The following is a 25299-nucleotide window of genomic DNA, read 5'->3' as shown; positions in this document are numbered from 1 at the left end:
CCTCCTAGCAGATTTAGTTTACCGGTGATGTTCAAACCATGATATCGCATAATTCACTAGATCGTTTTGTCTGGATAGCAGGCAGGAAGCCATACCTACGTTCCCACGTGTGTACAGTTCGGAGCAATTCCGCTCGAAATCTGCACCCACTATATGAAAATCATCCGATGTAAAGTTGATATCTTGAAAGGATACCCACTCTGTATTGTGTTTACCCTGGATTGGCGCTTTGGACTCAATCTCCTTCTTACCTCGATATGCGCAACGATATTCCGCTAGATGAAATGATGTATTGTTGCTATGATCCGTACCTAATAAGAGCACATATGTATCCACCTCTGCCATTCTAGCAAGTGGTGAGCTCTCACCTAGACTGTAATCTAACGGATGAGACTCCGTAATATATGTAGCAAGTCTACCCCTAGCTGCGAAAGATACATGGGGATGAGCACTACGATAAACACCCGACTGTTTACGAAAAATTTCAGGAATAATACCCATGCCTCTAGTAACTGTGAAATCAGGATCATATGGAGGCATGCTCTCACGTATAAGACCCCACCATCGAGGATCTGCAGGAGGATTCATCCACGTCTCTGGATCTGTCAGGTTCCCTGATTGAGTGGGCATTATAAGTGTTCCTTCTTTACCCAATAGATTCTCTAAAGCTAGAATAACAGCTTCCGCACCTCCAACGATCCATCCACCAATACTTTTCATAGAAGAATGAACGAGTAAGTTCATCCCACGACGTACTCCGAGTTTATCACAATCTATCATGATATCGGTACTCGTTACCGGTCGATCAATAATCAATACGATCCCCTCCAGATCACTCTTATTATTTACAAATAACACCTCCACGAGTATCGCAGGGATGCGATTCGTGGAGGTGTCGTATTAGCGTAGCTACAATATGCTATTTATTATACTCCTAACCAACGCTTAAACATATGCTTGGTTGTGTCTTTATTCATCTCTGCTATAGAGGTTGTTAGAGGAATCCCTTTGGGACATGAACGGACACAGTTCTGTGAATTCCCACACCCATCAATACCGCCGTCCTCCATTAACATGTCTAAACGTTCCTCTTTATTCATTTCCCCAGTAGGATGGGCATTAAAGAGCCTTACTTGTGAAATAGCTGCAGGACCGATGAAATCCGTCTTCTCATTCACGTTAGGACAAGCTTCAAGGCATACTCCGCAAGTCATACACTTTGATAATTCATATGCCCATTGCCGCTTCTTCTCAGCCATACGAGGTCCGGGGCCTAAATCATACGTACCATCAATCGGGATCCAAGCCTTCACTCGCTTGAGTGCCTTAAACATACGATTGCGGTCAATCACAAGGTCACGCACAACCGGGAATGTACTCATCGGTTGTAACCGTACTGGTTGCTCAAGATTATCAATAAGTGCTGCACACGCTTGACGTGGTTTACCGTTAATAACCATCGAGCAGGCACCACATACTTCTTCTAAGCAATTGGATTCCCAACATACAGGAGCAATATCTTTCCCTTCACTAGTTACCGGATTACGTTGAATCTCCATCAATGAGCTTATAACGTTCATACCAGGACGATACGGAATCTCAAACTCCTCTGTATAAGGCTTAGAATCCGGCGCATCCTGACGAGTAATAATAAACTTAACATTTTTTTGTGATACAGATGTTTCCGCCATATTAGTTCCTCCCATATGTTTTTAAGCGCCACTACCGATACTTAATTCATCGATAATATTAACGTTACTTTTCCTTCGAATAGTCACGAATCCGTGGTGGAATCAAAGATACATCAATCTCTTCATACGAGATTTGTGGTCCTTCAGGTGTCCACTTCGCTTTCGTAGTCTTCAGGAACTGCTCGTCATTACGCTCAGGATAATCTGGCTTATAGTGAGCACCACGACTCTCATTTCGCATCAAGGCACCCAACGTCATCGCGTGTGCAAGCTCTATCATATTCCATAGTTGACGAGTAAACGCTACACTTGGATTATTAAATCGGGATTTATCGTTCATGTTAATATTCTTGTAGCGTTTCTTTAATTCTTTAATCTTCTCAATCGTAGCTTCGAGCTTGTCATTATAACGTACAACCGTCATGTTATTCGTCATCCACTCACCTAGTTCTCTGTGCAGAACATAGGCATTCTCCGTTCCATTCATAGCAAGGAGATTCTCATACTTGTCTGTCTGTTCTTTCTTATAACGATCATATACCGCAGTAGGTATATCTTCCGCTCTCTTCTTAAGGCCTTTGATATATTCAACTGCTTTAGGTCCAGAAACCATACCTCCGTATATAGCGGATACAAGTGAGTTAGCTCCAAGACGATTCGCACCATGATATTGATATTCACACTCCCCGGCTGCAAATAGCCCTGGAATGTTCGTCATCTGATTGTAATCCACCCACATGCCACCCATTGAATAATGGACTGCCGGGAATATTTTCATAGGAATCTTTCGAGGATCATCACCCATGAACTTCTCGTAAATTTCAATAATACCACCTAATTTAACATCCAGTTCTTTCGGATCTTTGTGGGAGAGATCAAGATAGACCATGTTCTCACCATTGACTCCAAGACCCATATCTACACACACATGGAATATTTCGCGAGTTGCGATATCACGTGGTACTAAATTTCCGTAAGCAGGATACTTCTCTTCAAGGAAATACCATGGCTTCCCATCTTTATACGTCCAGATGCGCCCACCTTCACCACGTGCAGATTCCGACATCAAGCGAAGCTTATCGTCTCCAGGGATCGCCGTTGGATGAATCTGAATAAACTCACCATTCGCATAATATACCCCTTGCTGATACACTGCACTTGCTGCAGTACCTGTATTAATAACCGAATTCGTAGTCTTACCGAAAATAATACCAGGTCCCCCACTTGCTAAAATAACAGCATCCGCAGCAAACGTATGAATCTCCATGCTCTTCAGATCTTGTGCACAAATGCCACGACATACTCCATCATCATCAATAACAGCGGATAAGAACTCCCAATTTTCATGTTTGGTTACTAAGCCTTCAGCCTCATAGCGACGAACTTGCTCATCAAGTGCATACAATAACTGTTGCCCTGTCGTAGCACCCGCAAAGGCTGTCCTATGATATTGCGTTCCACCGAAGCGCCGGAAGTCCAGAAGTCCCTCAGGCGTACGATTAAACATAACCCCCATCCGATCCATCAAGTGAATAATTCCAGGTGCTGCATCGCACATCGCTTTAACTGGAGGCTGATTGGCTAAGAAATCTCCACCATAGACGGTATCATCGAAATGCTCCCATGGTGAGTCTCCTTCCCCTTTGGTGTTAACAGCCCCGTTGATTCCGCCCTGAGCACATACGGAGTGAGATCTCTTTACGGGAACTAGTGAGAATAAGTGAACATGTGTACCTGATTCTGCTGCTTTTATGGTTGCCATCAATCCAGCTAACCCGCCGCCCACAATAATAATATTTGCTGTTGCCATGTAGGTCACCCCTTAACTTAAGACTGTCTTCCATGATTCTATAAAGTTCAAAGCGGTCTGGAACTCAACATTTCGGAAAGCAATTAGTGACAAGATGAATAATACCGATACGATAGCGAATAATCCCATACACATCATTGATGATACGCGTTGTGCACGTGGTCCTACAGTAATTCCCCAGCTGACTAAGAAAGACCAGATCCCATTAGAGAAATGGAACGCCGTGGAAATAACACCGATTAAATATAGAATAAACGTAACAGGATTCATAACTACTGCATGTATAATACCACCCAATTCTTCATGTGTAACATTTCCTAAGGCTACTTGAACTCGTGTCTCATACACATGCCAAATGACAAACATAAAGGTTAGGACACCTGTAACACGTTGAAACAAGAACCGCCAGTTGCGTCCATAGTTATATGATCCATTATTCGGTTGTGATTGATAGGCGAGATATAAACCAAATACACCATGATAGAGCAAGGGTAGCCAAATTAGAAACAGCTCCATGAACAATACGAGTGGTAGACCATTAAGAAATGCTACCCCCTCATTAAACTTCTCAAGTCCCCCTTCAAATGCACCGAAATTCGTCACAAGATGCTCTAAAATAAAGAAACTCAGTGGGATCACTCCGAGAAGCGAGTGAATCTTTCTAGCATAGTAACCCTTCATAAATGACTAATCCCCTTTCCAATAACAGCGTTTTCAAATATCTTTGTTAATAAAACATATACGGACGTGATAAAAGCCGCAGAAAGCGACTAAAACAGCCACATTTCTTAATAATCTGTGAACAACTTGTGGCACTTTTCATGTTACTCCTTTTTAGCTTATAATGGAATTGCAATATAATTATTATTAGTTATAACATAAGCGCATAAGCGAATGAATTGATGTTCCGGTAAAAATGAGATGAGTGAGGTGTACTATGTTTGAAGCGTTAGATGTGTTTGCAATCGTTGTGGAGCAGTCCAGTCTCAATAAGGCTTCTAAGTTACTGAACCTTTCTCAACCCGCTCTATCACGTAAAATTTCCAAGTTAGAGAACGATCTTGGGGTAAATCTATTTCACCGTCGTGGTAAGCGATTAGAATTGACCTCGATCGGACATTTAACTTATACCTTTGCTCTTGAGCAAAGAAAGCTTCAACAACAATTCTTGCGAACATTATCTCAGCATAAAGATGGAAGTCAGATCTCTGTCACTCTTGGGGCAAGCCTAACTACAATTCAAACAACGCTTCCACCACTGATCAATACTTTTATGGAGAAGCATCCCACTGCAGAAATCAAACTTGTTACAGGTAGAACGCATGAAATTGTTTCAGCACTCCGTGAGAAGAAGATCGACGTTGGAATTGTTGCTTCATCCATCCACGAAAGAGGCTTAAACTGTATCCCTTTATTTGAAGATCACTTGGAATTAGTTCTACCAAGACAACACCCCCTTGCCGAATCACCAGCCATTCATATGAACGATTTACATGAGACACCCATGATTATTTTCTCAAGTGGGACATGGTATCGTAAATTAATGGACGACTTATTTGAGAATACGGGTATTATGCCTGATATTCGAATGGAGATCGACTCGTTTGAAGCGATTGTCCGCTTATTACCTACTTGTAAAGCTGTAACATTATTACCCAAATCTTATCTACATCAACAACTTATTGACGATAATGATCTCAAAGTTATTCATATCCCTGATCTCAAAGAAACACGACGAACGACATCCTTAATCTATGGTGAATATACCGAGTTAAGTAAGGCTGCACGGCAATGGATCGAAGAAACAGAATCCTTATTTAATCGCCTAGATTTATGATTTTTATGATTTCACCAAAAAAAGAAACACAGAGAAGGTCAAGGATAATCTCCTTGACCTTCTCTGTGTTTTACGTTCGCATTTTTTTGAGAAATTAGCTACCTCTACCGAAAGTGGTTCTATTCCTATTTAATTGTCATCCATGAGTTCATTCTCAAAATTTTCAATATTCTCGTTAGACCCGATAATGACCATAATATCGCCTGCTCGAACCTGATCCATTGCTGTAGGCGCCACAATAATGCCAGTTGATCTATGCAAAGCCACGATGCTACAGCCAAATCTAGTACGAATATTTATCTCTGTGAGTGTCTTACCATCAAGACATAACGGAGCGTTCATCTCTACAATGCTGTAATCTTTCGAAAGTTCAATATAATCCAGTAAGTTCGGAGTTACCAGTTGATGTGCAACCCGAATGCCCATATCTCGCTCAGGGTACACTACTCGATCTACTCCTAGTTTCTCCAATGCTCTTCCGTGAAGAACAGAGATCGCTTTAGCAACGACTGTCGTTACTCCTAAATCTTTGAGCAGTATGGTTGCAAGAATACTCGTCTGGATGTCTTCTCCGATAGCCACAATACCACAATCGAAATTACGAACACCTAACGATTTCAGCACTTCTTCATCTGAGGCATCTGCCACAACAGCATACGTCAGTAACTCACTCATATCACTTACAATCTCTTCATTTCGATCGATCCCTAGCACTTCATAATTCAGTGCCATAAGTTCTTGAGCAATAGAAGACCCGAACCGCCCCAATCCAATAACGACAAACTGCTGTTTCTTCATCTCTCTTTCAATACTCCTTTAATCATCTCAATTTCTCTTCTACCCTATAATAATTTTACCCTCTGGATGACGATATAACTCTTTGCCTTTCTTCGGACCCAGTGCATATGCCAGTGTAAGTGGTCCAAGGCGACCTGCAAACATCGTTAGACTTATCAGAATTTTACCCGCTAAGGTCAGATGTGTTGTTAATCCCATCGTTAACCCTACTGTACCAAATGCAGAAGTTGTCTCATACAATATCATTAGAAAACTACTGTCTTCTGTCGTAGAAAGTATCATCGCTACACTCATTACAAGCAAAAGTGCAACTAGTGTAATCGTGAGCGCTTTAAATATACGTTCTTGCGCAAACCGGTAGCGAAACAATACGATGTCATCTCGTCCACGTAACATGGAGATCACAGCACCAATAATAAGCGTAAACGTTGTTGTCTTGATCCCACCTCCAGTAGATCCTGGAGAAGCCCCAATGAACATAAGTATAATCATAAAGAATTGAGATGCCTGTCTCATATTACCCAGATCAAGCGTATTCGCACCTGCAGTTCTTGGTGTAACCGATTGGAAGAGGGAGCCAAGGATTTTGCCACCCCAATTTAACGACCCTAATGTTCTTGGATTAGAATACTCGAATACAAATATAACAATGGCTCCGAACACGATTAGAAAGGCTGTCATGGATAGTACTACTTTTGAATGTAAAGATATCCTACGCGTCTTTCGGAAATCGACCATGTCAGATAGAACAATGAATCCAATTCCTCCAGATACAATAAGGAACATCACCACAAAGTTGACGATTGGATCATATACATAACCTGTAAGGCTACGGAAGTCACCGAATAGATCAAATCCAGCATTGTTAAACATTGAAATGGCATGAAAAATACCAAAATATAAAGCTTTTCCAAAGGGCATATCTACTGCCCATCTTACAGTTAACAGAACAGCAGCTGATCCTTCGATAATAAGAGAAAAGAGTAATACTTTTCGAATCAGTCGTACTATTCCTTCCATTGAGCCCTGATTCATCGCTTCTTGAAGGAGCAAACGGTCACGTAGGGATATCTTCCGTTTCAACACAAAGGCGAATAACGTAGCCATCGTCATAAATCCAAGTCCGCCCACCTGAATGAGCATAATAATGACCACTTGCCCAAATGTGCTGAAGAACGTCCCCGTGTCCTGCACGACTAAGCCCGTAACGCAAGTCGCTGATGTTGCTGTAAACAATGCATCAATGAAGGCGAGGGGTTTACCCGTCGTATTCGATATGGGTAAGGTTAACAATACCGTTCCCAGTAGTATAATGGTAGCGAAACCAATAACTAGAATTTGTGGAGGGGATAATCTGAACCAACTATACTTCCATTTCACACGCTTCACCCCTTTTTAAATCAACAAAAAAAGACACTGGAAATCCAATGCCTCTCGGTTGGTTCCTGCTTGCATATCGCCTACGAGGTTAGCTGACGGATTCGGGTATGCACAGCTTACCCTATTCGTTCATTCAACAACGAAATTCACCCCACAAGTAGATAGACTAAATCGTCTCTACAAGAAATGGTTCCCCCGTATTTCATATGAAAATTTGGCGCATTATTAAATTGCATTCCGATTATAATCTTTATCCAGTAACTGTACAAATTGATTTTCTGGACAAATGACTGGATATGGGTTAAATATAAGCGAAAGAACGTATCAGAACAGTGGTTCTCTCTCCATAAGTATGATTACCTTCTTATTCATCTGCTTTGCACCATTTCGAGTTACATTTGCTGGATTTACCGCTAGAAGCTATGCTATGTTATCGTTACTTATAAGAGCATCTAACGAAGTTTATGTTTTCGATGTAAGTTTTTACGAAGTATTACCAAGGAGTAGCGCTCAAAAACTTTAAGTTTATGCTTTCGATGTAAGTTTTTACGAAGTATTACCAAGGAGTAACGCTCAAAAACTTTAAGTTTATGCTTTCGATGTAAGTTTTTACGAAGTAATTCTAAGAAGTAGCGCTCAAAAACTTTTAGGAGGAAATTAAATGAATTCTACGGGACAACCTTTGAAACTTAATATCAACTATAAGGTTCTCGGTCTATGTGGGGTTATCGGTCTGATTCTGTTTATGATATTGCAAGTATTCCCCAGCACCGCATCCGATACACTGGAGCAACCAAGCAAAGAATTAATCACTAAGGATCAAGCAAGAATCGCGGCCACACAATATGCTGAGTCACAACTTCACATTCATGTATTGAGTCAACCCGATGATACTTTGGTCACCTATCAATCTGACTCAGATTTATATGGTTATTTATCTAAAGAGAAGTTAATGGAGAAATACAATACTACTTTCGATCATAAATATCCAACCGAAGTTTACCGCGTCCGTCTGAAAGAAGGTAATACCAATAACTACCTTAATATAGATGTACATATGAATACAGGAGATATCGTATCCTTTTCTCAGAAGAAGAACTCGCCCCTTATTGAACCTACAGAGGAATCGATCAGTACAACAAATAATGTAAGACTTGCAGAACAATGGCTAACCCAATTAGGATATGATTCAAAGACTCTCCAGATCACAGAAAATAAAAAATCGACCCTTACCTATTCGGACTTAAATACTACGATTGGCGAGGCCGTATTACAATTGAAGTTCACTTTCGGATCAGACAGGATCGTCTCCTTTGAACCTTCCTTTTCGATTCCGTCAGAACATACATCTTATGTAGAAAAAGAACACACCAAAGCCGTTTGGATGACCATGCTCGGATATGGACTCCTCACTTTAGCGCTTGGCATACTTGCTATTGTATATAGCGCAATAACGAGAAAGCATACCTCTTTTGTTCGAGGAATATTCCTGAGTTCATTCTATTTCATTGTCTCCATGCTAAGCACATTAAATATGTTGCCCGCCTTGGAAGCCGAGGGACTGACGGGATTAAGTCTAACGTTCGGGTTAATATTCCAGGGTCTCCTTACCTTAGTTATGGCTGCGTTATTGTACTTCTCACTTGTTGGTGGAGATGGCTTATGGCGGAAGGAAACAGGACTTAATCCTTGGCCACGTGCAAAAGAAGCCGGGTATGGTAAATTTGTTCTTCATAGTATGTATGTCGGATATTTATGGGCCCTCATCTTGTTAGGAGTTCAATCCGTCATCTTTTTAATACTCGGTCTGACGCTTCATAGCTGGTCTACGACGGATGCTAGTCAATCCCCGATTAATATGGTATACCCTTGGATTCTACCGCTCATGGCATGGGTAGCTGGAATTTCAGAAGAAGCTGTTTATCGTTTATTTGGGATTAGGATGATGCAAAAGATCGTTAAGAATACCTTCCTAGCGTGTCTCATTCCATCCCTCATCTGGGCGTTCGGCCATACGCTTTATCCTATCTATCCCGTTATTTCAAGACCTATAGAACTAGTCGTTATCGGCTTACTCTTCAGCTTTATATTTCTACGCTATGGCTTTATTGCAGCGATGTTCAGCCATGTTGTGTTCGATAGCATCTTGATGGGTTTCAGCTTACTCACCCTGGAGGACTCCACTAGTATTACAGCAGGTGTGGTGTCTATGGTCATGCCCTTCATCGTTGCGTACGTAATTTATCTTGTCTACTCCAGAAGAAAGAGACTCACCACTGATTAAGACGGTGTCCTATCTCGGACGGAATTATAAGATATAGCGTATCAAGCGATACGTATCCTGCTTATTTTCAAGAAAAAAAAGAGAAGCCGTATGTTACGACTCCTCCTGAAGTGCTGCAATAATCTGAGAGGCGAGTTTCTCGCCAATAGAGAGAGGCCGGAAGTCTTCGACACTGGCCTCTCTTATTTTTTTGAGAGATCCGAAATGCTTCAACATCAGCTTACGCCGCTTTTCTCCTACCCCCGGTATAGCATCGAGCTGTGAGGTAACCATAGATTTACCCCGTTGTTCACGATGGAACGTAATCGCAAAGCGATGTACCTCTTCCTGAATGCGTTGTAATAGATAGAATTCTTGACTATCACGTGGCAGTGTAATCACCTCTGCAGGTTCACCAATCATCAACTGTGAGGTTCTATGCTTCACATCCTTAACGAGTCCGCATACAGGAATAAATAAACCTAATTCATTCTCAAGTACGTCCATCGCCGCAGATATTTGACCCTTCCCACCATCCACAACGATCAAATCTGGCATTTCTAGGTTTTCCTTCAATACTCGTTCATATCGTCTTCGAATCACTTCTCGCATCGTATTATAATCATCGGGTCCATCGACGGTACGAATTTTGTATTTCCGATATTCTTTCTTATCAGGTTTACCATCTATAAATACAATCATAGCTGAAACAGGATTCGTTCCCTGAATATTGGAATTATCAAAAGCTTCAATGCGATGTAATGAATCAATACCAATCGCTTCACCTAAATTGGCTGCGGCAATGGAAGTCCGCTCTTCATCACGCTCGATAAGTCGAAACTTCTCATTCAGAGATACTCTAGCATTCTCAGCTGCCATCCCTACCATCTGTTTCTTCAACCCTCGTTGGGGTACATATACTTTAATACCCAACCATTCTTGAAGTGCAGCCACAACGTTAGCCGCCTCGACGCTACCTGATAGTAGAGAAGCACGTGGATCATTCTCAGTTGAAGTAGCTTCAACATCGGATATCTCACTACCAGAACCTTCGATTACATTCCCCTCTTCGATATTAGACTGAACATCACCCTCATCTTCGGCAACATTTCCATCCGCGTCTATTATCTCTTCCTTAACTTCTGCTGTGTTCAGCTCTGGTAATAGGATTTCTTGAGGTAATGCCGGGTTATCACTGTAATACTGAGTAACGAAAGTCATGAAGTCGCTATACGCTTCCCCATAGAACGGGAACACCGAGGCGTGACGCTGAATCATTTTACCTTTACGCATATACAGAATTTGAACACACATCCAACCTTTATCTACTGCAAATCCAAGTACATCACGATCTCGCGTATCTGAAGTCGTAATTTTCTGCTTCTCCATAATGGCATCGATGTTCATAATCTGATCTCGAAGTTCTTTCGCTCGCTCGAAATAAAGTTCCTCTGAAGCTTCCAACATCTTGCGTTGTAGTTCCTTCTTAATAATTTCATGCCCTCCACTAAGAAAAGAGCTAATCTCTTGTGTAATCTGATCATACGATTGTTGGGTTACTTCTTTCTCACAGGGTGCTAAACATTGTCCCATATGATAATAAAGGCATACTTCCTTCGGCATAGCTCCACATTTACGTAATGGATACATACGATCCAACAATTTCTTAGTCTGCTGGGCAGCATAAGCATTCGGATAGGGGCCGAAATACTTCGCCTTATCCTTCAACACACGTCGCGTCACTTCTAATCGAGGATGAAGTTCGTTCGTAATTTTAATATATGGAAATGTCTTATCATCCTTTAATAGGACATTATATCTCGGTTGATGGCCTTTAATTAGATTACATTCAAGAATCAGTGCCTCCATATTACTTCCTGTTACGATATATTCGAAGTCTCGAATTTCGGAGACAAGCATCTGAGTTTTACCATTGTGACTTCCTGTAAAATAAGACCGAACCCGATTCTTAAGAATCTTGGCCTTTCCTACGTAAATAATGGTACCATCCCTATTCTTCATCAAATAGCACCCCGGGAGATCCGGCAACAAGGCTAGTTTATTGCGGATATGATCCTGTGCCTTCTCTATCTCTTTCGTAGAATTAATCAGGTCATCCATTTGATGTCATAACCTCCCCCAGTAAATACTATATATATATAATGAATGATCAAGCTTATAACACGTAGCTTGATCATTTTCAGTTTAATAAAGCGCCCCCGGCTAACCGGAGGCGCTAACGTGTAGCTCACATCTTATTGATGCTTGGAAATCATGTTCTTCAGTGAATCTTTCGAATTCAATCCAACCACTTTATCTACCGGTTGACCATCTTTAAAAACAATCAACGTTGGAATACTCATTACACCAAAGCGAGATGCTGTTTCAGGATTCTCATCCACATTTACTTTAGCGATCTTCACACTATCACCTAGTTCAGAAGAGAGCTCATCCAAGATAGGAGCAATCATCTTACAAGGACCACACCAAGGAGCCCAAAAATCAACCACAACAGTTCCTTGACCTTCCACTTCCGTGTTAAAGGACTGATCAGATACATTAACAATAGCCATTATATTTCTCCTCCTTATTAGGAAAGTTCCATGAATTTAAACTGATACGTCTTTGTGGACAGTTATAAGTATAACACATTCTAACATGTAATGGAAAACATCAAAACCATTAATATACGGAAAATCTTTACAAGTTCTTTTAGAATTGAGTATACTTGGGATAACTCAGATCTAATTGTCTATGATGTTTATCATGCACAAAACTAAGATCTTTATGAGGAGGATTCAATCATGGATACAAATGTACATTTCAACGATCCAAGAGAACATGTAAATGAAGAACCCCGCGATGACTTCAAAGATTTAATGGTTGGATTTGGCGGAATGTTCGTCTTCATGGCCATTCTATTCTTCGCAATGGTAATTATCAAGTTCATCATCTCTGGCTAACCATCAATTCTTGATAAAAACCAGAAAGTGAGATCCCCTTCGAAGGGGATCTCACTTTTTTATAACAATCATTCGATTGGATTAATGTTTGCCACGTTGGTTCTCTCCGTGCAAGTTCACCACATCCACAAATGGAGAGATCCGGTCCATTAATCGTTGACCTTTGTAACCCTCTTCTCCATCCTTATTCGTGAAGCTGAGATGCTTCTCTAGCCCCTCAAGTGTGTAATTCGATGTATAAAATGTAGGTTTGCGATTCATGCGATAATTTAGGATTGACCCCATAATATGATCACGAGCCCATGGATTCAAATTCTCCGCACCAATATCATCAAAAATCAATAAATCACAATTCTTCATCATTTCTGTACTTTCCTTAAGCTTTACACTGTCCATCATTAATGATTTCAAATCCTCAACGAAATCTGGCATATAGACGATGACGCCCGTATGACCTGCAATCGCTAACTCATGTAACATGTAACTCATAAGAAATGTCTTACCCGTTCCAAAAGAACCATACAGATACAGTCCACGTGTGGACAATCCATTGTCCTTCGTCTCTTGGATATATTTAAATACTTGCTGTACAGCAGGTGCACGAAGGCGATCTTTACCCATAATTTCCACTTCTTTATAGCCTTCATTTAGCGCACGCTCGTCTACATAAAAACTACGAATACGCTTTTTCACCTGATCATCATGTTGTTTCGTTATATGAAGGGAGCAAGGAGCCTTTCGTTCGTACAGCTCAGCAGAACCATTTACGGTCTGAACTCCAAGCTTACTATAATGACCTTGAAAGTCATTTGGACAATTCGCTAGACCTGGACAGTTATCACAATTCCGTTTGTCTCCAACATACTGGTACAACCGGCTTAAGTTAAGACGTAACTTAGAATCATCCAATTCAGGATGAAGCGCTCGTAGCTCCTTAATCAACGGATTGTTGAATAGTTCGTCTTCTATGGCCTGCGACTGTCGTCGGAAAGACGGATTCTTCATCTGCTGAAGTAGTTCTCCTAAAGATTCCACGCCTCATCCCCCTTTAAATGATTGATATCATGCATTTCTCAAAATCAGCCTTGTTTCTTACTCGCTTGGATCTCAGCAGCCATTCTCATCATCTCTTCGAATTCTGCTTCAGATACCTGACCGCCTTGACTATTATCTTGAGCGACCGGAATGGCTGGCTTCATCTTGGCTTGCTTACCGTAGGTATTACGGCCACGTGCTCCACCAGATGCGGCTGCAGCTTGTTTACCTTTCACTTTAGACTGATCTTTGATATATTGTACTGCTTTCTCATACGTATTCACTTGCTTCAACAACATATTAGATGCAATAGCCTCTATGAAATTGCGATTAATTCGTTGATCCCCACCTGAAGCCAAGAGAGACATTAAATAATGTATAAGGACATTAATGACTTCACCAGGTAATTTATAACTAAGGTCAATCTTTTCAAATATATCAATTAGATTATCTGGAACTGAACCTGGAAAGAACGTTTTAAGCAATTTGGTATAAGGTTCATTCCGAAGCATCATATTATATTGATGAATATCACACTTGGATTTAAACTGCATTGGTACTTCAACATAAAACTCCATTTGCACCGCATGTTCCAATTGAAGGGACCCCTCTGGCTTCTCTTCCCCTTGTCGAATGGATACGATCTTACCAGCTAACACCTCACGCTGTTCTTTTCTTTTCTTGCCTTGACGGAAGTGTAGATTGGCCTGATGTTGCAATTCATCTAAGATGATATCACCCTGCGGTGTAAATATACCATCCTCATCTAAAAGACGACATATATCTTGAATATTCAACTCATATTTATTAACAACATAATTTACAATGCCCATTTGTTCAAAATTGAACCTAAGCTTCTCGACATGCTCTCGATTGACAGACTCTCTTGGGAATCGAAGGATAATATCAGCATAATTCAGACTGTTACTTTCTTCACCCTTTTGTAGACCCGATTGTCTTGCCGTAGAAACTTCGGATAGAGCCTGCTCTAATTCATAATCTATCACATGAGTGTTAAGTTCAAAAATCTCATAAAAAGGTACTGAAATATTTTCTTTATTCTGTGTAGCGAAAGACCACTCTTCCGGTTCTTTAGCCCACAGCTCTTCTCGTAACGAAAGCACAGCAAATTTGCCGATCTTGTCACGTAATAAAAGTGTTAAGTGTTGTGTATTAAAGAATTCTGTTGGTGATAGGGGTGCCGTTAATTCATACTCATACATATAATCATCATTCTCTGGTACATAAATCCGACTTGTTTGTAATAAACCTACCGCTTCAAGCTTCGACGCTTGCTCAATCAGAAATTTCCGACCCTTCTCACTAGGTTCCATACCTAATGTTAAGAAAAGACGGCGTTGTTGCTCTATTCTAGAATAACCGATCTTCTCTATAGGGAGCTGTTGAAACAACAGATGATAGAAACTTAGAGCGAATGCACCGACCATGGGTTGGTAGATACACTGGAGCATTCTATTGTCCAGACTGCTCAAGCAGAAATCGCGATAAACGCAGTATTGGTGGTTCTCTGAATAATGTAGAAGACTCTTTATGCGCATCTTTTACCTCCCATCTGTTTACATAGACTGCTTCTATTCTAACATAATTCTTATAGCTCGTTCGACGTATTTCGCGTATATTTTGTGATTGGACATACTTACCTGTGAATCTTTTTTCAATTCTTTGTTATATGATCTCACAACTTATTATAGCAACAGAACAGCTCTCCCTAGTGGAAGAGCTGTTCGCAATATGTATCTAATTAAAACATAGTATATCCGCCTTGACGTAACTTCTTAATTGCCCAACCACTAATATAAGCTCCAACTAACCCTGCTATTCCTGTAAGATAATCAACAATATGAAATGAACCCAGATGTGTCATAAGTGGCATACTATGATCCCACAAGGAATATATGACCACAGGCAATATGATAATAACAAACAAATAACATGGAAACCACGTTGTCTTCATTAACATATTCAGAATAAAACCAATGCCGAACATCATTACAAAAAATAATACCATTAATACGAGCACAGGGATAAATTGCATATGGGCCATTTCACCTCTTCTTTATATTGCCTTTTCTATAAAAAAACGCACAATAGTATACTCTAGTTGATAGTTTACTAGAAAAATTGTCACGAAGCAACGAACATTACGTGAATAGATTGTGTCATCGTTTGCTCTAACGCTTTTTCTTGAGTACAATGTTACCATAGCTACATGCAAGTTACCTATATTAGGAGTGATTAATGACATGAGTGAAGTCGCAACAACACTTGAAGGATGGTATTCTCTTCATGATTTCCGTTCTATTGATTGGGCTGCTTGGAAATCTGCTGATGATGAAGACCGTGCTATGGCACTGGATGAGCTTCAAGCGTTCATACAAGAATGGTCTGCTGTGGAGACTTCTCAAAAGGGAAGTAGCATTGCCTATACGATTGTCGGACAGAAGGCTGACTTTGTATTTATGCACTTGCGGGAAACGTTAGAAGAATTAAATGCAGTTGAGACTGCTTTTAACAAAACTATCTTTGCACAGTACACAACCAAAGCTTATTCCTATGTCAGCATTGTTGAGCTTAGTAATTACATGGGTAGTAATGGCGGAGATCCGATGGAGAACCCCGAGATTGTGAAACGTCTTAAACCGATTCTTCCACAGAATAAATATATCTGCTTCTATCCGATGAATAAGAAACGTGACCTTGCAGATAATTGGTACATGCTTAGCATGGAAGAACGTCGTGCTCTCATGCGTAGCCACGGATTAATTGGTCGTAGTTATGCTGGTAAAGTGAAACAGATTATTACCGGTTCTGTAGGGCTAGATGATTGGGAATGGGGAGTAACACTATTCTCAGACGATGCATTACAATTCAAAAAACTTGTATATGAAATGCGTTTTGATGAGGTTAGTGCCCGTTATGGTGAATTCGGTACGTTCTATGTAGGCAGTCTGCTTAGCGAACAATCCTTCGAAGATATGCTTAAATTATAAACTACACATCTCAATATATATAACTAGCATCATGGCCTTCTCCTATTCATCATATGGAGAGGGCTTTATTTCTATGCAAACATTAACCTGATCCTAAAAAGGATTTGTCGCTCACTATGTAGCGACAAATCCACAATAATACCTATTATTCTTGTTCCGTTTCCGTTTGTTTCCTAGAATCAAGATACTCCGCTGTTGCTACATCCCGCGCACGGCCTTTTTCCTTCAAACGCTCAATAGCTGGGAGAATCAGAATATCGACTTCTTTCTGAATCGTATAAGCCATATCGTAAGCATCCTGAGATTCCAAGTGAGAACCAACTTCCATTAATGCATTATAACGATCCAATTCATCCCTCGTAAGTAACCCACGCACTTGTACACTACAATGTCTCATATTATAGGAATCTTCCTTTTTTTATCACAAGTGTAATGCCGCCAATCGTAAACAAATATCTCATATCTACAACCTTCTTCAATTGCGCTGCATTCCAACCCTTCACTAATTTCTTACCTATAACTGCTACACCTTCACCTCTACCTAATGAGGCAACCGTACCTTTATTACTGAATTCGAATTTCTTAAGATGCTGGTTACGTATACAAGCAACCACGTTCTGCGCACAACATACCCCCTGTTGCATAGCAATCTGTGCAGTTGGTGGGTATGGCCGACCTTCAGGATTAAACATAAGTGCATTATCACCTATAATGAATACATTATCTTGACCTGGTACGCGTAAATGTTCGTCAACTTTAACTCGGCCTCTCATCGTTTCGAAGCCAGCAGCCTCAATCATACGATTTCCACGAATACCACCTGTCCAAACGACAGTAGCCGATTTGATCTCTTCACCTGTTGCTAGAAGAACACCATCCGCTGTACACTCTTTGATGGCAACTCCCATTTTGAAAGTCACACCTTTTTTGACAAGGACCTCCATGGCATAATCAACTAATTCAGGAGCAAATCCTGGTAATGCCGTTGGAGCTGCTTCAACATTATAGATATTTACTAAATTAGGATCGACATCGTATTCTTTACACAGTTTAGGAATTCGATCGGCTAGTTCAGCTACAAATTCTATACCACTGAATCCTGCGCCCCCGACTACGAAATTAATGCGTTCTTGAGCATTCTTCTCATTCTTATATTGGGCGAATTGATACTCGATATGTTTGCGAATTAGACGTACCGAGTTAATGCTACGAATGGACATGGCATGTTCAGCAAGTCCAGGAATACCAAAGCTCTCAGGCTCTCCTCCTAAGGCAATGATAAGGTAGTCATAAGAAAGTGTACCGTCTTCTAGAATAATTTTTTTCTCTTGAGGGCGAATCTCCTGAACTGCGGATTTCACCAGATCAATCTTGAATTCATCGATTAGATTCGAGATAGGAACACGTGTATTCTCTATGCTATCTGTACCTGCAGCAGGCATGTGCAAATGAGTTGTAATATAATGATAGTCATGGCGGTTAACCAATGTAACATCTGCCTCATTATATTTTAATTCTTTTTGAAGACGTTGGGCTGTTAGGATCCCTCCATATCCAGCACCCAGTATTACTATTTTCGGAATATTACTCATACTCATTCCTACTCCTTCCAAATCTCTCTTTATATAGTTATACTCATTTAACCCTAGTCAGAATGTGAAAATAAACACATTAATAGAAGGGATTTATTATATCCCTATTTTAAGATATATATCTTATCTATTTTAAACCTTTTAATTATTTTAATCAAAATGAGATTCATTCACTTTCCCCGCAATTACTACTGTTTGAGTATACACACAACTGAATTACTAGCTATTTCAAAGTGTCTTGACCAAGGTTTATATAAAAAGCCACATGAACAGTTCATAATTTATATCTTGGACGTCACATCTTTGCATTTTATAATAGAAATACTCTCTTTCAAACTTTTAATATGATATCGATCCGACTATAATGATTAAGATGAACTAAAACAAATTCACTTTTTATATGGAGGTGCTTTACCTGATGACATCCCAACCACTTGGTGATGAATTAACGGATCTAATTATAATCGGGGGCGGCCCCGCGGGTATGTTTGCTGCATTTTATTGTGGAATGCGTCAAGCATCCGTAACTCTAATCGAGAGTATGCCGCAACTCGGTGGGCAACTTGCTGCTCTTTACCCTGAGAAGTACATCTATGATGTTGCCGGCTTCCCTAAGGTAACAGCACAAGAACTTGTAGAAAATTTACAGGAACAATTGAAGTTATTCGAACCGAATGTACGTCTTGAAGAAAAAGTGGTTTCTGTCGTAAAAGAAGCAGAACGTCATTTCATCGTTAAGACAGATCAAGCAGAATATCATTCCAAAGCCGTTATTGTCACTGCTGGTGTAGGTGCATTCGAACCACGTAGACTTGAGATTGATGGCGCGGAACGTTTCGAAAAAACAAACCTACATTATTTCGTCAATGATCTAAATGCTTTTAAAGGAAAGAAAGTGTTGATTAATGGAGGAGGAGATTCCGCAGTAGACTGGGCACTTATGCTAGAACCTATTGCTGAACAAGTTACGTTAATCCACCGTCGTGATAAATTCCGTGCACATGAACATAGTGTGGAGAACTTGATGAATTCCAAAGTCAATGTTATTACTCCTACAGAAATCACGGAACTTCATGGAGATAACTACATCACTAAAGTGACTCTTTCCGATGTTAAGACAAAAGAGATACAAGAGATTGAAGTAGACGATGTTATCATTAACTTCGGCTTCATTTCTTCACTAGGTCCTATTGAGGAATGGGGAATTGCCATCGACGGAAATTCTATCATCGTAGATTCCCGTATGGAAACGAATATTCCAGGTATTTTTGCTGCAGGAGACATTACGACCTACCCAGGCAAGTTAAAACTTATTGCCGTTGGATTTGGTGAAGCTCCAACCGCTGTAAATAATGCAAAAGTATATCTCGATCCAGAAGCTCGTCTATCTCCAGGGCACAGCAGTAATATGAAACTTTAATATATCTCGAAAAAAAATGAAAAAGGTATCCATATTGACGAATCATGTTCTGACGTCAATTGGATACCCTTTTTTTTCTGTTATTCTCATGTATGTAAATGATGTACTCACACCTCCGGTTGCTTGAGATGGATCACTATTCAACGTCCAAGATCGGCATCATGATAGCATTCCAACTTAATATGCGATGTTCATTTGCTGGATCAATTTGCGCTTGTGTATTTCGGCTAATAGTAGCTTGATGAATTCACGCTCTAGTTTTAATTCTACCGCAAGATGATAGGAATCTAGCAACATCTCATCTGATAATATAGCCATCCTCCGCACGCCCTTTCCTCTTTTTTCCTAAAATCATCATATCAAACTATCAATAACAGAACAAGCGTTCTGATTATCCACAGGCAACTGTGGAAAACCTGTGCATATTTTGTGAGTAAGTGTCGTGAGGCTTATGAAACTACAGTGGGTAATGTGGATAAATGTTATACACAGGGTCAAAGTCTTTCATTTTAGAAAAAAATATTTTTGCTAGAATCCTATTCATTTAGTTAATTTATGGAAATCTATAAATAATACCCGCTCAATTGATAGATTCAACGGTAAAATTACATCCTACCTCCCATCATCATTATGAGCACTGTCTAATCCGATCTTTAATCTAGTTAAAATGTTCTTGTTTTGGAATAGATTATTGGCTTCCTCCGTAATATCAGATATACTCTAAGCAATATATGGATTTGTGATAAAGGAGGTACACGCGACTGTGGCACAGTTATTTGAAATATTATATTGGATTGCAATGGTTGGCATGTCAGCCATTCTTGCACTAACAACGGTCTTAATCTTCGCGATTGGATTTAAGTTCATCAAGAGTAAACGAAGTGTTCTAGGAGCCAGTTGTATTGCCTTCTCCATTCTTACTGCTTCCATGATTGTACTGATGGTGAATCATACATTTCTTGTACCCGCTTCGTAACATTAAAAGCCACTTCATATAAGGAAGGTTACTTCCTAATCATGAAGTGGCTTTTATTTGTGGATGGTCGTCTGCCAAACTTGATGTACAGCTTCCATAATCCAATGACATTAAACCAGAGATTTAAGTGTAACTCTTGCCCTTTAACATTTTTAACAGAAATGCGTTTAATACACGAACGACCAAATACAGTGGAATGAAGGATTAGATTAGGAAGGTCTTTGCTAAATCAAGCCAAATTCTGAAACGATCATTTAACGTTCACATGCGATTAAGTCTTTATCACGATCACTTTTCTTATTCGCGTCATAGAGAGCCTGAGAAACAAAAGGCTTGTATTTCGTTTTCCCACCTTTATTTTTGACTGAGGAAGAACGAGCTACACCACCTTTATAAACCTTATTCAACTCCGTACAATTTTTATATGTAACAATCTCTCCCTTAGCTTCTGCTATATCAGTTAAACTTAAAGTTAAAATAAGAATTAGTCCTGCAGCAAGAGAACTTACGAGTACTTTATTAATACCAACACCTCCTTTACCTTAAGTTAGGCAATTGATAGTTACTTAAGCTCTATGATAAAATCACGTATTATTATCCGCACTATACCATACGCTGGAATATTGGTGTGATCTTTAACTTATGCTACTCCACCCATAAAAATACCTCCTAAATATGTGTTATAGCTATCAACACAAGTTTGGAGGTACGTTATCCGCAATCATAAACAGTAATTGTTATGATTGCGGATTGTAATTAATCCCTACAATCCTTAATCCACAGTTATAAGTGAAAGAGCTTCATCTCTTCTCACTTTATATCGCTCTAAACCTTTCTTAACACTCGCCCTCAGGCGCTGGTTTACCTGCATCACTAGCTGTACGGAAGCTAGATCCACACCCACATGTAGCGGATGCATTCGGGTTGTTGATGGTGAAGCCACCATCCATACCAGATTCTTCGAAGTCAATTTCTAACCCATCCAGGTATTTCAAGCTTTCTTTATCAACCACAATTTTCATATCATTTACGTTCATATATATATCATTCTCTGTTTCGTCATCATCAAAACCCATGGCATAGGAGAAGCCGCTACAGCCGCCAGGTTGCACACCAAGTCGAAGGAACATATTGGGTATCTCTTGTTCCGAGAGCATCTCTTTTAGCTTATCTGAAGCACTATCGCTAATATTTATCATCGTTCAACCTCCATATTGTGTCGTAGGTCAATTATACTCCAGAACCCCCATACCCTCAAGTCAACTAACCCACAACATAATATCCGTCTCACCTACATTTCCTCTCATCCTTATTGCGACCCATTAAATGGAGGTCTATAATAGGAAAAGAGTGATCCATAGGCAAATGCCTAAAAATATTCATAAGTATGGCGAGTTTTCAGCTCGAAATGCCTACTTTTGCTATGGACAGATGGAATACAATGTCGCACAAATACTTAAGTCTATGCTTCCGATGTAAGTTTTTTCGATGATTAAACTGGAAGATATGCTACAAAAAACTAAGTCTATGCTTCCGATGTAAGTTTTTTCGATGATTAAACTGGAAGATATGCTACAAAAAACTTTAGGAGGAACTATATGTCTACAATCACTACCACAAATATAGACAACCAAATGGCTGCTATTATAGAAAAAGTACAACAAGGAGAACGTCTAACCGTTGAAGATGGTGTCTATCTCTATGAGAGTGATGATATATTGACTCTAGGACAACTAGCTAATCAGGTCAACTTACGCAAGAACGGAAAAAAAGTGTATTTCATTGAAAATATGAGTCTTTATTTTACGAATGTATGTGAATCTTATTGTGCTTTCTGTAACTTCCGTAAAGATCAGGGAGAAGAAGGTTCTTATACGCTTTCTGGTGAAGAAATGGTCGAATATGTTAATCAACATATCCATCCAGGCGTAAGAGAATTCCACATCGTTGGAGGTCACAACGCTAACGTACCTTTTCAATATTATGTAGACTCTCTACAAACATTGACAGATCATTTCCCAAATGTAACATTGAAGGCATATACTGCTGCTGAGATTGATTTCTTCACACGCATAAGTGGCCTTAGTATTACTGAAGTCCTTCAACAATTACAACAAGCAGGGTTGAAAACTCTAACGGGTGGTGGTGCAGAAATACTTTCTGATCATTATCGCGAAAAAATGAAGGTTGATAAAGCCAATGTGGAGCAATATTTAGAAGTACATCGTTCTGCACATAAGTTAGGCATGAAGACGCATACTACAATGCTATACGGATCCATTGAAAGTCATGAAGATCGTATACGCCATATGGTTCAGATTCGAGAACTTCAAGATGAAACACAAGGATTCATGGTATTCATTCCATTATCTATGCAACCTAAGAATAAGAACGCTGGTATCATGCGTCGTAATTCTGCCTACGAGGATCTCAAGACAATTGCGATCAGCCGTTTAATGTTGGATAACATCGATCACATAAAAGCCTATTTCATCAATATCGGTCCTCAGTTAACGCAAATGGCGCTAAGCTTCGGTGCTTCTGACGCTCATGGTACGATTATTAAAGAACGCATTAGTCACGCTGCAGGCGCCCTTACTCCAGAAGGTTTAACTCGTAAAGAATTAATATGGCTAATCAAAGGCGCTGGACGTATTCCGGTTGAACGCGATACATTCTATAACGAGATTGAAGTGTTCGAGTAGCAGACAAATAATTGATGTGAAACAACGAAAGGAAAACTCATTCATGAGAAAATTAGTTATTCTCGGAGGTGGTTATGGAGGGCTTGCTATTATTCAGGGCCTTCTAGACGATCACCTACCAGAAGATATTGAAATGGTATTAGTGGATCGTATGCCCTTTAAAGGTCTTAAAACAGAGTATTATGCTTTAGCTGCAGGTACTGCAACAGACTTAGAACTTCGCGTCCCTTTTCCTAAACATCCTCAACTGATGATCACATATGGTGAAGTTTCCTCCATCGATTTAGAAGGTAAAAAAGTAATTATGGAACAATCTGATGACATCATCTACGATGATCTTGTCATTGCTCTAGGGTGCACAGACCGTTATCATGGGATCGAAGGTGCCGAACAATTCACATGTAGTATTCAATCCTTTTCTAATACGCGTAAGACCTATCAACAACTGAATGATGTGAAACCTTACGGTAAGGTCAACATTATAGGAGGAGGGCTCAGTGGTGTGGAACTAGCCGCAGAATTGAGAGAAAGCAGATCTGATCTGAACATCTCGATTCTCGATCGGCATGACCATGTGCTCTCGGCCTTCCCTTCTAAATTGTCTATTTATGTAGAGGATTGGTTCCAATCCCATAGCGTAAATACTCATCATCATGTGTCGGTTGATCGTATAGAAAATGGGGCAATCTATAATGGTACAGAAATCATCACTAGTGATGCAACCGTATGGACAGCCGGAATTCAACCTGTCCGCATCGTGCAGGATCTTCAAGTTCCGAAGGACTCTGGGGGACGAATTATTCTGAATTCATATTCACAGATCGCTGAACATCCAGAAGTTTACGTCATTGGTGACTGTGCAAGCCTACCGCTCGCGCCAAGTGCCCAAGCTGCTGGTGCTCAGGCTGAGCAAGTTGCGAAAGTAATGCATGCATTATGGCGGGGAGAAACTCCAAAGTTGCAGCCTTTCCATTTAAAAGGAACCCTTGGGGCTCTAGGAAAGAAAGCAGGCTTCGGACTAATGGGCAAAACATCCGTTATGGGTCGCGTTCCTCGCTTACTGAAAAGTGGCGTTCTTTGGAAGTCGAAACGACACTCTGGTTAATCTAAATCTAGGTCATCCCAAGCTTCTGCTTCCTTGATCTTAGCGATGATGGCATCATATAATTCATCTGCGCTATCTGCTGTGATAATTTCTCCATCTACCATAGCGTAGGGCATCATGTAACATTGGCCACAATTACTCAAACATCCATATTCAACAACGTCATAATCTGGATTGGATTCTAACTTTTCCATAACTATATCTGTATCAAAATGCATATTGTTTGTACAAAATTCAATAATGGGTCTCAATTCTAATGCACCTCTTTACTTATCTATTTTATTTTTGTGTTCATTTGTAATATAATGATGTGAGGAAGGAGTTGAACACTATGAGTGAAAACGCACAAGGCACCATGTACGATGAGGTATTAGACGTATTAGATAAGCTTCGTCCATTCCTTCAACGCGATGGCGGTGACGTAGAATTGGTCGATGTCGAAGACGGTATCATAAAGCTAAGATTAATGGGTGCATGCGGCAGTTGCCCAAGCTCCACCATTACTTTGAAAGCCGGTATTGAACGTGCTCTCCTAGAAGAAGTTGAGGGCGTAGTAGAGGTTGTTCAAGTATTTTAATCTAAATTCTTAGAGAAATCTTCTTTATATTTTGAGAAAGTCTTGGCCTTCGTGATAAGCGAGGCCAAGACTTTTTTTTATTATAAGAAAGTTTAAGTTTCACCTGAATCCAGTTCATAATTGCCGCTACATCTAA

General features: G+C 40.1%; 26 protein-coding genes and 1 riboswitch. Of the genes, 9 read left to right on the top strand and 17 right to left on the bottom strand.

The genetic code is table 11. The features are described from left to right. Positions 1 to 18 precede the first annotated feature (18 nt). The 4 genes from AC1D7X_RS08090 to AC1D7X_RS08075 form a co-directional block, all read right to left on the bottom strand. Entirely contained in the window at positions 19 to 816 is a 798-nt protein-coding gene (locus AC1D7X_RS08090; RefSeq protein ID WP_495455305.1) for an AAC(3) family N-acetyltransferase, read from the bottom strand. Positions 817 to 926: 110 nt separating this feature from the next. Beyond that, the gene (gene sdhB, locus AC1D7X_RS08085) at positions 927 to 1691 is read right to left on the bottom strand and encodes a succinate dehydrogenase iron-sulfur subunit (RefSeq protein WP_495455182.1); all 765 of its coding nucleotides are present in this window, start codon (positions 1689 to 1691) and stop codon (positions 927 to 929) included. Positions 1692 to 1755: 64 nt separating this feature from the next. Beyond that, a complete protein-coding gene (gene sdhA / locus AC1D7X_RS08080; protein ID WP_495455181.1) occupies positions 1756 to 3501 on the bottom strand; it encodes a succinate dehydrogenase flavoprotein subunit in 1746 nt (581 codons plus the stop codon). Between the two features lie 12 nt (positions 3502 to 3513). Then, positions 3514 to 4182: a succinate dehydrogenase cytochrome b558 subunit gene (locus tag AC1D7X_RS08075; RefSeq protein WP_495455180.1), complete on the bottom strand. Its 669-nt coding sequence runs from the start codon at positions 4180 to 4182 to the stop codon at positions 3514 to 3516. A 256-nt stretch (positions 4183 to 4438) separates the two neighbouring features. On the opposite strand from AC1D7X_RS08075, the gene AC1D7X_RS08070 reads away from it, so the two are divergent. Beyond that, positions 4439 to 5338, top strand: coding sequence for a LysR family transcriptional regulator (locus AC1D7X_RS08070; protein ID WP_495455179.1), 900 nt, complete (start codon positions 4439 to 4441; stop codon positions 5336 to 5338). A 129-nt stretch (positions 5339 to 5467) separates the two neighbouring features. On the opposite strand, the gene AC1D7X_RS08065 is transcribed toward AC1D7X_RS08070, so the two are convergent. Together AC1D7X_RS08065 and AC1D7X_RS08060 are read right to left on the bottom strand one after the other, a co-directional pair. Further along, positions 5468 to 6136, bottom strand: coding sequence for a potassium channel family protein (locus tag AC1D7X_RS08065; RefSeq protein ID WP_495455178.1), 669 nt, complete (start codon positions 6134 to 6136; stop codon positions 5468 to 5470). 39 nt (positions 6137 to 6175) lie between these two features. Continuing rightward, a complete protein-coding gene (locus AC1D7X_RS08060) occupies positions 6176 to 7516 on the bottom strand; it encodes a TrkH family potassium uptake protein (RefSeq protein WP_495474982.1) in 1341 nt (446 codons plus the stop codon). 63 nt (positions 7517 to 7579) lie between these two features. Then, positions 7580 to 7746, bottom strand: a riboswitch (cyclic di-AMP (ydaO/yuaA leader). Between the two features lie 431 nt (positions 7747 to 8177). Here AC1D7X_RS08060 and AC1D7X_RS08055 point away from each other — a divergent pair. Beyond that, positions 8178 to 9800 (top strand): CPBP family intramembrane glutamic endopeptidase, encoded by a 1623-nt coding sequence (locus AC1D7X_RS08055; protein ID WP_495455176.1) that lies wholly within the window; start codon positions 8178 to 8180, stop codon positions 9798 to 9800. A gap of 93 nt (positions 9801 to 9893) precedes the next feature. Here the strand turns inward: AC1D7X_RS08055 and uvrC are convergent, their stop codons facing one another. After that, positions 9894 to 11900 carry an excinuclease ABC subunit UvrC gene (gene uvrC, locus AC1D7X_RS08050; RefSeq protein ID WP_495474981.1) on the bottom strand — a complete coding sequence of 669 codons (2007 nt, stop codon included), beginning with the start codon at positions 11898 to 11900 and terminating at the stop codon, positions 9894 to 9896. Between the two features lie 134 nt (positions 11901 to 12034). Further along, a complete protein-coding gene (trxA, locus tag AC1D7X_RS08045; protein WP_495455174.1) occupies positions 12035 to 12352 on the bottom strand; it encodes a thioredoxin in 318 nt (105 codons plus the stop codon). 231 nt (positions 12353 to 12583) lie between these two features. Here trxA and AC1D7X_RS08040 point away from each other — a divergent pair, with 231 nt between their 5' ends. Beyond that, on the top strand, positions 12584 to 12742 hold the full coding sequence (locus AC1D7X_RS08040; protein WP_495455173.1) for a YqzM family protein: 159 nt from the start codon (positions 12584 to 12586) through the stop codon (positions 12740 to 12742). A gap of 81 nt (positions 12743 to 12823) precedes the next feature. On the opposite strand, the gene dnaI is transcribed toward AC1D7X_RS08040, so the two are convergent. From dnaI to AC1D7X_RS08025, 3 genes are all read right to left on the bottom strand, one after another. Beyond that, positions 12824 to 13777, bottom strand: a complete 954-nt coding sequence (gene dnaI, locus AC1D7X_RS08035) for a primosomal protein DnaI (protein WP_495455172.1) — start codon at positions 13775 to 13777, stop codon at positions 12824 to 12826. Positions 13778 to 13821: 44 nt separating this feature from the next. Beyond that, on the bottom strand, positions 13822 to 15336 hold the full coding sequence (locus AC1D7X_RS08030; protein WP_495474980.1) for a DnaD domain protein: 1515 nt from the start codon (positions 15334 to 15336) through the stop codon (positions 13822 to 13824). A gap of 203 nt (positions 15337 to 15539) precedes the next feature. Further along, positions 15540 to 15833: a YuiB family protein gene (locus AC1D7X_RS08025; protein ID WP_495455170.1), complete on the bottom strand. Its 294-nt coding sequence runs from the start codon at positions 15831 to 15833 to the stop codon at positions 15540 to 15542. A 208-nt stretch (positions 15834 to 16041) separates the two neighbouring features. On the opposite strand from AC1D7X_RS08025, the gene hemQ reads away from it, so the two are divergent. Beyond that, the gene (hemQ, locus tag AC1D7X_RS08020) at positions 16042 to 16788 is read left to right on the top strand and encodes a hydrogen peroxide-dependent heme synthase (RefSeq protein ID WP_495455169.1); all 747 of its coding nucleotides are present in this window, start codon (positions 16042 to 16044) and stop codon (positions 16786 to 16788) included. Positions 16789 to 16933: 145 nt separating this feature from the next. On the opposite strand, the gene AC1D7X_RS08015 is transcribed toward hemQ, so the two are convergent. Both AC1D7X_RS08015 and AC1D7X_RS08010 read right to left on the bottom strand, forming a co-directional pair. Then, positions 16934 to 17185: a hypothetical protein gene (locus AC1D7X_RS08015; protein WP_495455168.1), complete on the bottom strand. Its 252-nt coding sequence runs from the start codon at positions 17183 to 17185 to the stop codon at positions 16934 to 16936. Between the two features lies 1 nt (position 17186). Next, entirely contained in the window at positions 17187 to 18380 is a 1194-nt protein-coding gene (locus AC1D7X_RS08010) for an NAD(P)/FAD-dependent oxidoreductase (protein WP_495455167.1), read from the bottom strand. 418 nt (positions 18381 to 18798) lie between these two features. On the opposite strand from AC1D7X_RS08010, the gene AC1D7X_RS08005 reads away from it, so the two are divergent. Continuing rightward, positions 18799 to 19800: an NAD(P)/FAD-dependent oxidoreductase gene (locus AC1D7X_RS08005; protein WP_495474979.1), complete on the top strand. Its 1002-nt coding sequence runs from the start codon at positions 18799 to 18801 to the stop codon at positions 19798 to 19800. Positions 19801 to 19977: 177 nt separating this feature from the next. Here the strand turns inward: AC1D7X_RS08005 and sda are convergent, their stop codons facing one another. Next, positions 19978 to 20118 carry a sporulation histidine kinase inhibitor Sda gene (sda, locus tag AC1D7X_RS08000; RefSeq protein WP_495455165.1) on the bottom strand — a complete coding sequence of 47 codons (141 nt, stop codon included), beginning with the start codon at positions 20116 to 20118 and terminating at the stop codon, positions 19978 to 19980. Between the two features lie 445 nt (positions 20119 to 20563). Here sda and AC1D7X_RS07995 point away from each other — a divergent pair, with 445 nt between their 5' ends. Further along, the gene (locus AC1D7X_RS07995) at positions 20564 to 20776 is read left to right on the top strand and encodes a hypothetical protein (protein ID WP_495455164.1); all 213 of its coding nucleotides are present in this window, start codon (positions 20564 to 20566) and stop codon (positions 20774 to 20776) included. A gap of 254 nt (positions 20777 to 21030) precedes the next feature. Here the strand turns inward: AC1D7X_RS07995 and AC1D7X_RS07990 are convergent, their stop codons facing one another. Both AC1D7X_RS07990 and AC1D7X_RS07985 read right to left on the bottom strand, forming a co-directional pair. Continuing rightward, entirely contained in the window at positions 21031 to 21261 is a 231-nt protein-coding gene (locus AC1D7X_RS07990; RefSeq protein ID WP_495455304.1) for an excalibur calcium-binding domain-containing protein, read from the bottom strand. 351 nt (positions 21262 to 21612) lie between these two features. Further along, a complete protein-coding gene (locus AC1D7X_RS07985; protein WP_495455163.1) occupies positions 21613 to 21975 on the bottom strand; it encodes a HesB/IscA family protein in 363 nt (120 codons plus the stop codon). A gap of 399 nt (positions 21976 to 22374) precedes the next feature. On the opposite strand from AC1D7X_RS07985, the gene mqnE reads away from it, so the two are divergent. Together mqnE and AC1D7X_RS07975 are read left to right on the top strand one after the other, a co-directional pair. Continuing rightward, positions 22375 to 23481 (top strand): aminofutalosine synthase MqnE, encoded by a 1107-nt coding sequence (gene mqnE / locus AC1D7X_RS07980; protein ID WP_495455162.1) that lies wholly within the window; start codon positions 22375 to 22377, stop codon positions 23479 to 23481. Positions 23482 to 23524: 43 nt separating this feature from the next. Next, positions 23525 to 24586: an NAD(P)/FAD-dependent oxidoreductase gene (locus tag AC1D7X_RS07975; protein ID WP_495474978.1), complete on the top strand. Its 1062-nt coding sequence runs from the start codon at positions 23525 to 23527 to the stop codon at positions 24584 to 24586. Here AC1D7X_RS07975 and AC1D7X_RS07970 read toward each other — a convergent pair. Then, positions 24583 to 24837: a YuzB family protein gene (locus AC1D7X_RS07970; protein ID WP_495474977.1), complete on the bottom strand. Its 255-nt coding sequence runs from the start codon at positions 24835 to 24837 to the stop codon at positions 24583 to 24585. The genes AC1D7X_RS07975 and AC1D7X_RS07970 overlap by 4 nt on opposite strands. Positions 24838 to 24917: 80 nt before the next feature. On the opposite strand from AC1D7X_RS07970, the gene AC1D7X_RS07965 reads away from it, so the two are divergent. After that, positions 24918 to 25163: a NifU family protein gene (locus AC1D7X_RS07965; protein WP_495474976.1), complete on the top strand. Its 246-nt coding sequence runs from the start codon at positions 24918 to 24920 to the stop codon at positions 25161 to 25163. The last annotated feature ends 136 nt before the right edge of the window (positions 25164 to 25299 follow it).

The sequence above is a fragment of the Paenibacillus sp. Y568 genome (assembly GCF_059445545.1).
Note: the sequence above shows the minus strand (reverse complement) of the source record. Positions and strands in the feature narration are given on the sequence as shown.

Coding starts and splice junctions, on each gene's coding strand:
- sdhB (WP_495455182.1), bottom strand. CDS start 1,691: ATGGCGGAAACATCTGTATCACAAAAAAATGTTAAGTTTATTATTACT.
- sdhA (WP_495455181.1), bottom strand. CDS start 3,501: ATGGCAACAGCAAATATTATTATTGTGGGCGGCGGGTTAGCTGGATTG.
- AC1D7X_RS08075 (WP_495455180.1), bottom strand. CDS start 4,182: ATGAAGGGTTACTATGCTAGAAAGATTCACTCGCTTCTCGGAGTGATC.
- AC1D7X_RS08070 (WP_495455179.1), top strand. CDS start 4,439: ATGTTTGAAGCGTTAGATGTGTTTGCAATCGTTGTGGAGCAGTCCAGT.
- AC1D7X_RS08065 (WP_495455178.1), bottom strand. CDS start 6,136: ATGAAGAAACAGCAGTTTGTCGTTATTGGATTGGGGCGGTTCGGGTCT.
- AC1D7X_RS08055 (WP_495455176.1), top strand. CDS start 8,178: ATGAATTCTACGGGACAACCTTTGAAACTTAATATCAACTATAAGGTT.
- uvrC (WP_495474981.1), bottom strand. CDS start 11,900: ATGGATGACCTGATTAATTCTACGAAAGAGATAGAGAAGGCACAGGAT.
- trxA (WP_495455174.1), bottom strand. CDS start 12,352: ATGGCTATTGTTAATGTATCTGATCAGTCCTTTAACACGGAAGTGGAA.
- AC1D7X_RS08040 (WP_495455173.1), top strand. CDS start 12,584: ATGGATACAAATGTACATTTCAACGATCCAAGAGAACATGTAAATGAA.
- AC1D7X_RS08030 (WP_495474980.1), bottom strand. CDS start 15,336: ATGCGCATAAAGAGTCTTCTACATTATTCAGAGAACCACCAATACTGC.
- AC1D7X_RS08025 (WP_495455170.1), bottom strand. CDS start 15,833: ATGCAATTTATCCCTGTGCTCGTATTAATGGTATTATTTTTTGTAATG.
- hemQ (WP_495455169.1), top strand. CDS start 16,042: ATGAGTGAAGTCGCAACAACACTTGAAGGATGGTATTCTCTTCATGAT.
- AC1D7X_RS08015 (WP_495455168.1), bottom strand. CDS start 17,185: ATGAGACATTGTAGTGTACAAGTGCGTGGGTTACTTACGAGGGATGAA.
- AC1D7X_RS08010 (WP_495455167.1), bottom strand. CDS start 18,380: ATGAGTAATATTCCGAAAATAGTAATACTGGGTGCTGGATATGGAGGG.
- AC1D7X_RS08005 (WP_495474979.1), top strand. CDS start 18,799: ATGACATCCCAACCACTTGGTGATGAATTAACGGATCTAATTATAATC.
- sda (WP_495455165.1), bottom strand. CDS start 20,118: ATGGCTATATTATCAGATGAGATGTTGCTAGATTCCTATCATCTTGCG.
- AC1D7X_RS07985 (WP_495455163.1), bottom strand. CDS start 21,975: ATGATAAATATTAGCGATAGTGCTTCAGATAAGCTAAAAGAGATGCTC.
- mqnE (WP_495455162.1), top strand. CDS start 22,375: ATGTCTACAATCACTACCACAAATATAGACAACCAAATGGCTGCTATT.
- AC1D7X_RS07975 (WP_495474978.1), top strand. CDS start 23,525: ATGAGAAAATTAGTTATTCTCGGAGGTGGTTATGGAGGGCTTGCTATT.
- AC1D7X_RS07965 (WP_495474976.1), top strand. CDS start 24,918: ATGAGTGAAAACGCACAAGGCACCATGTACGATGAGGTATTAGACGTA.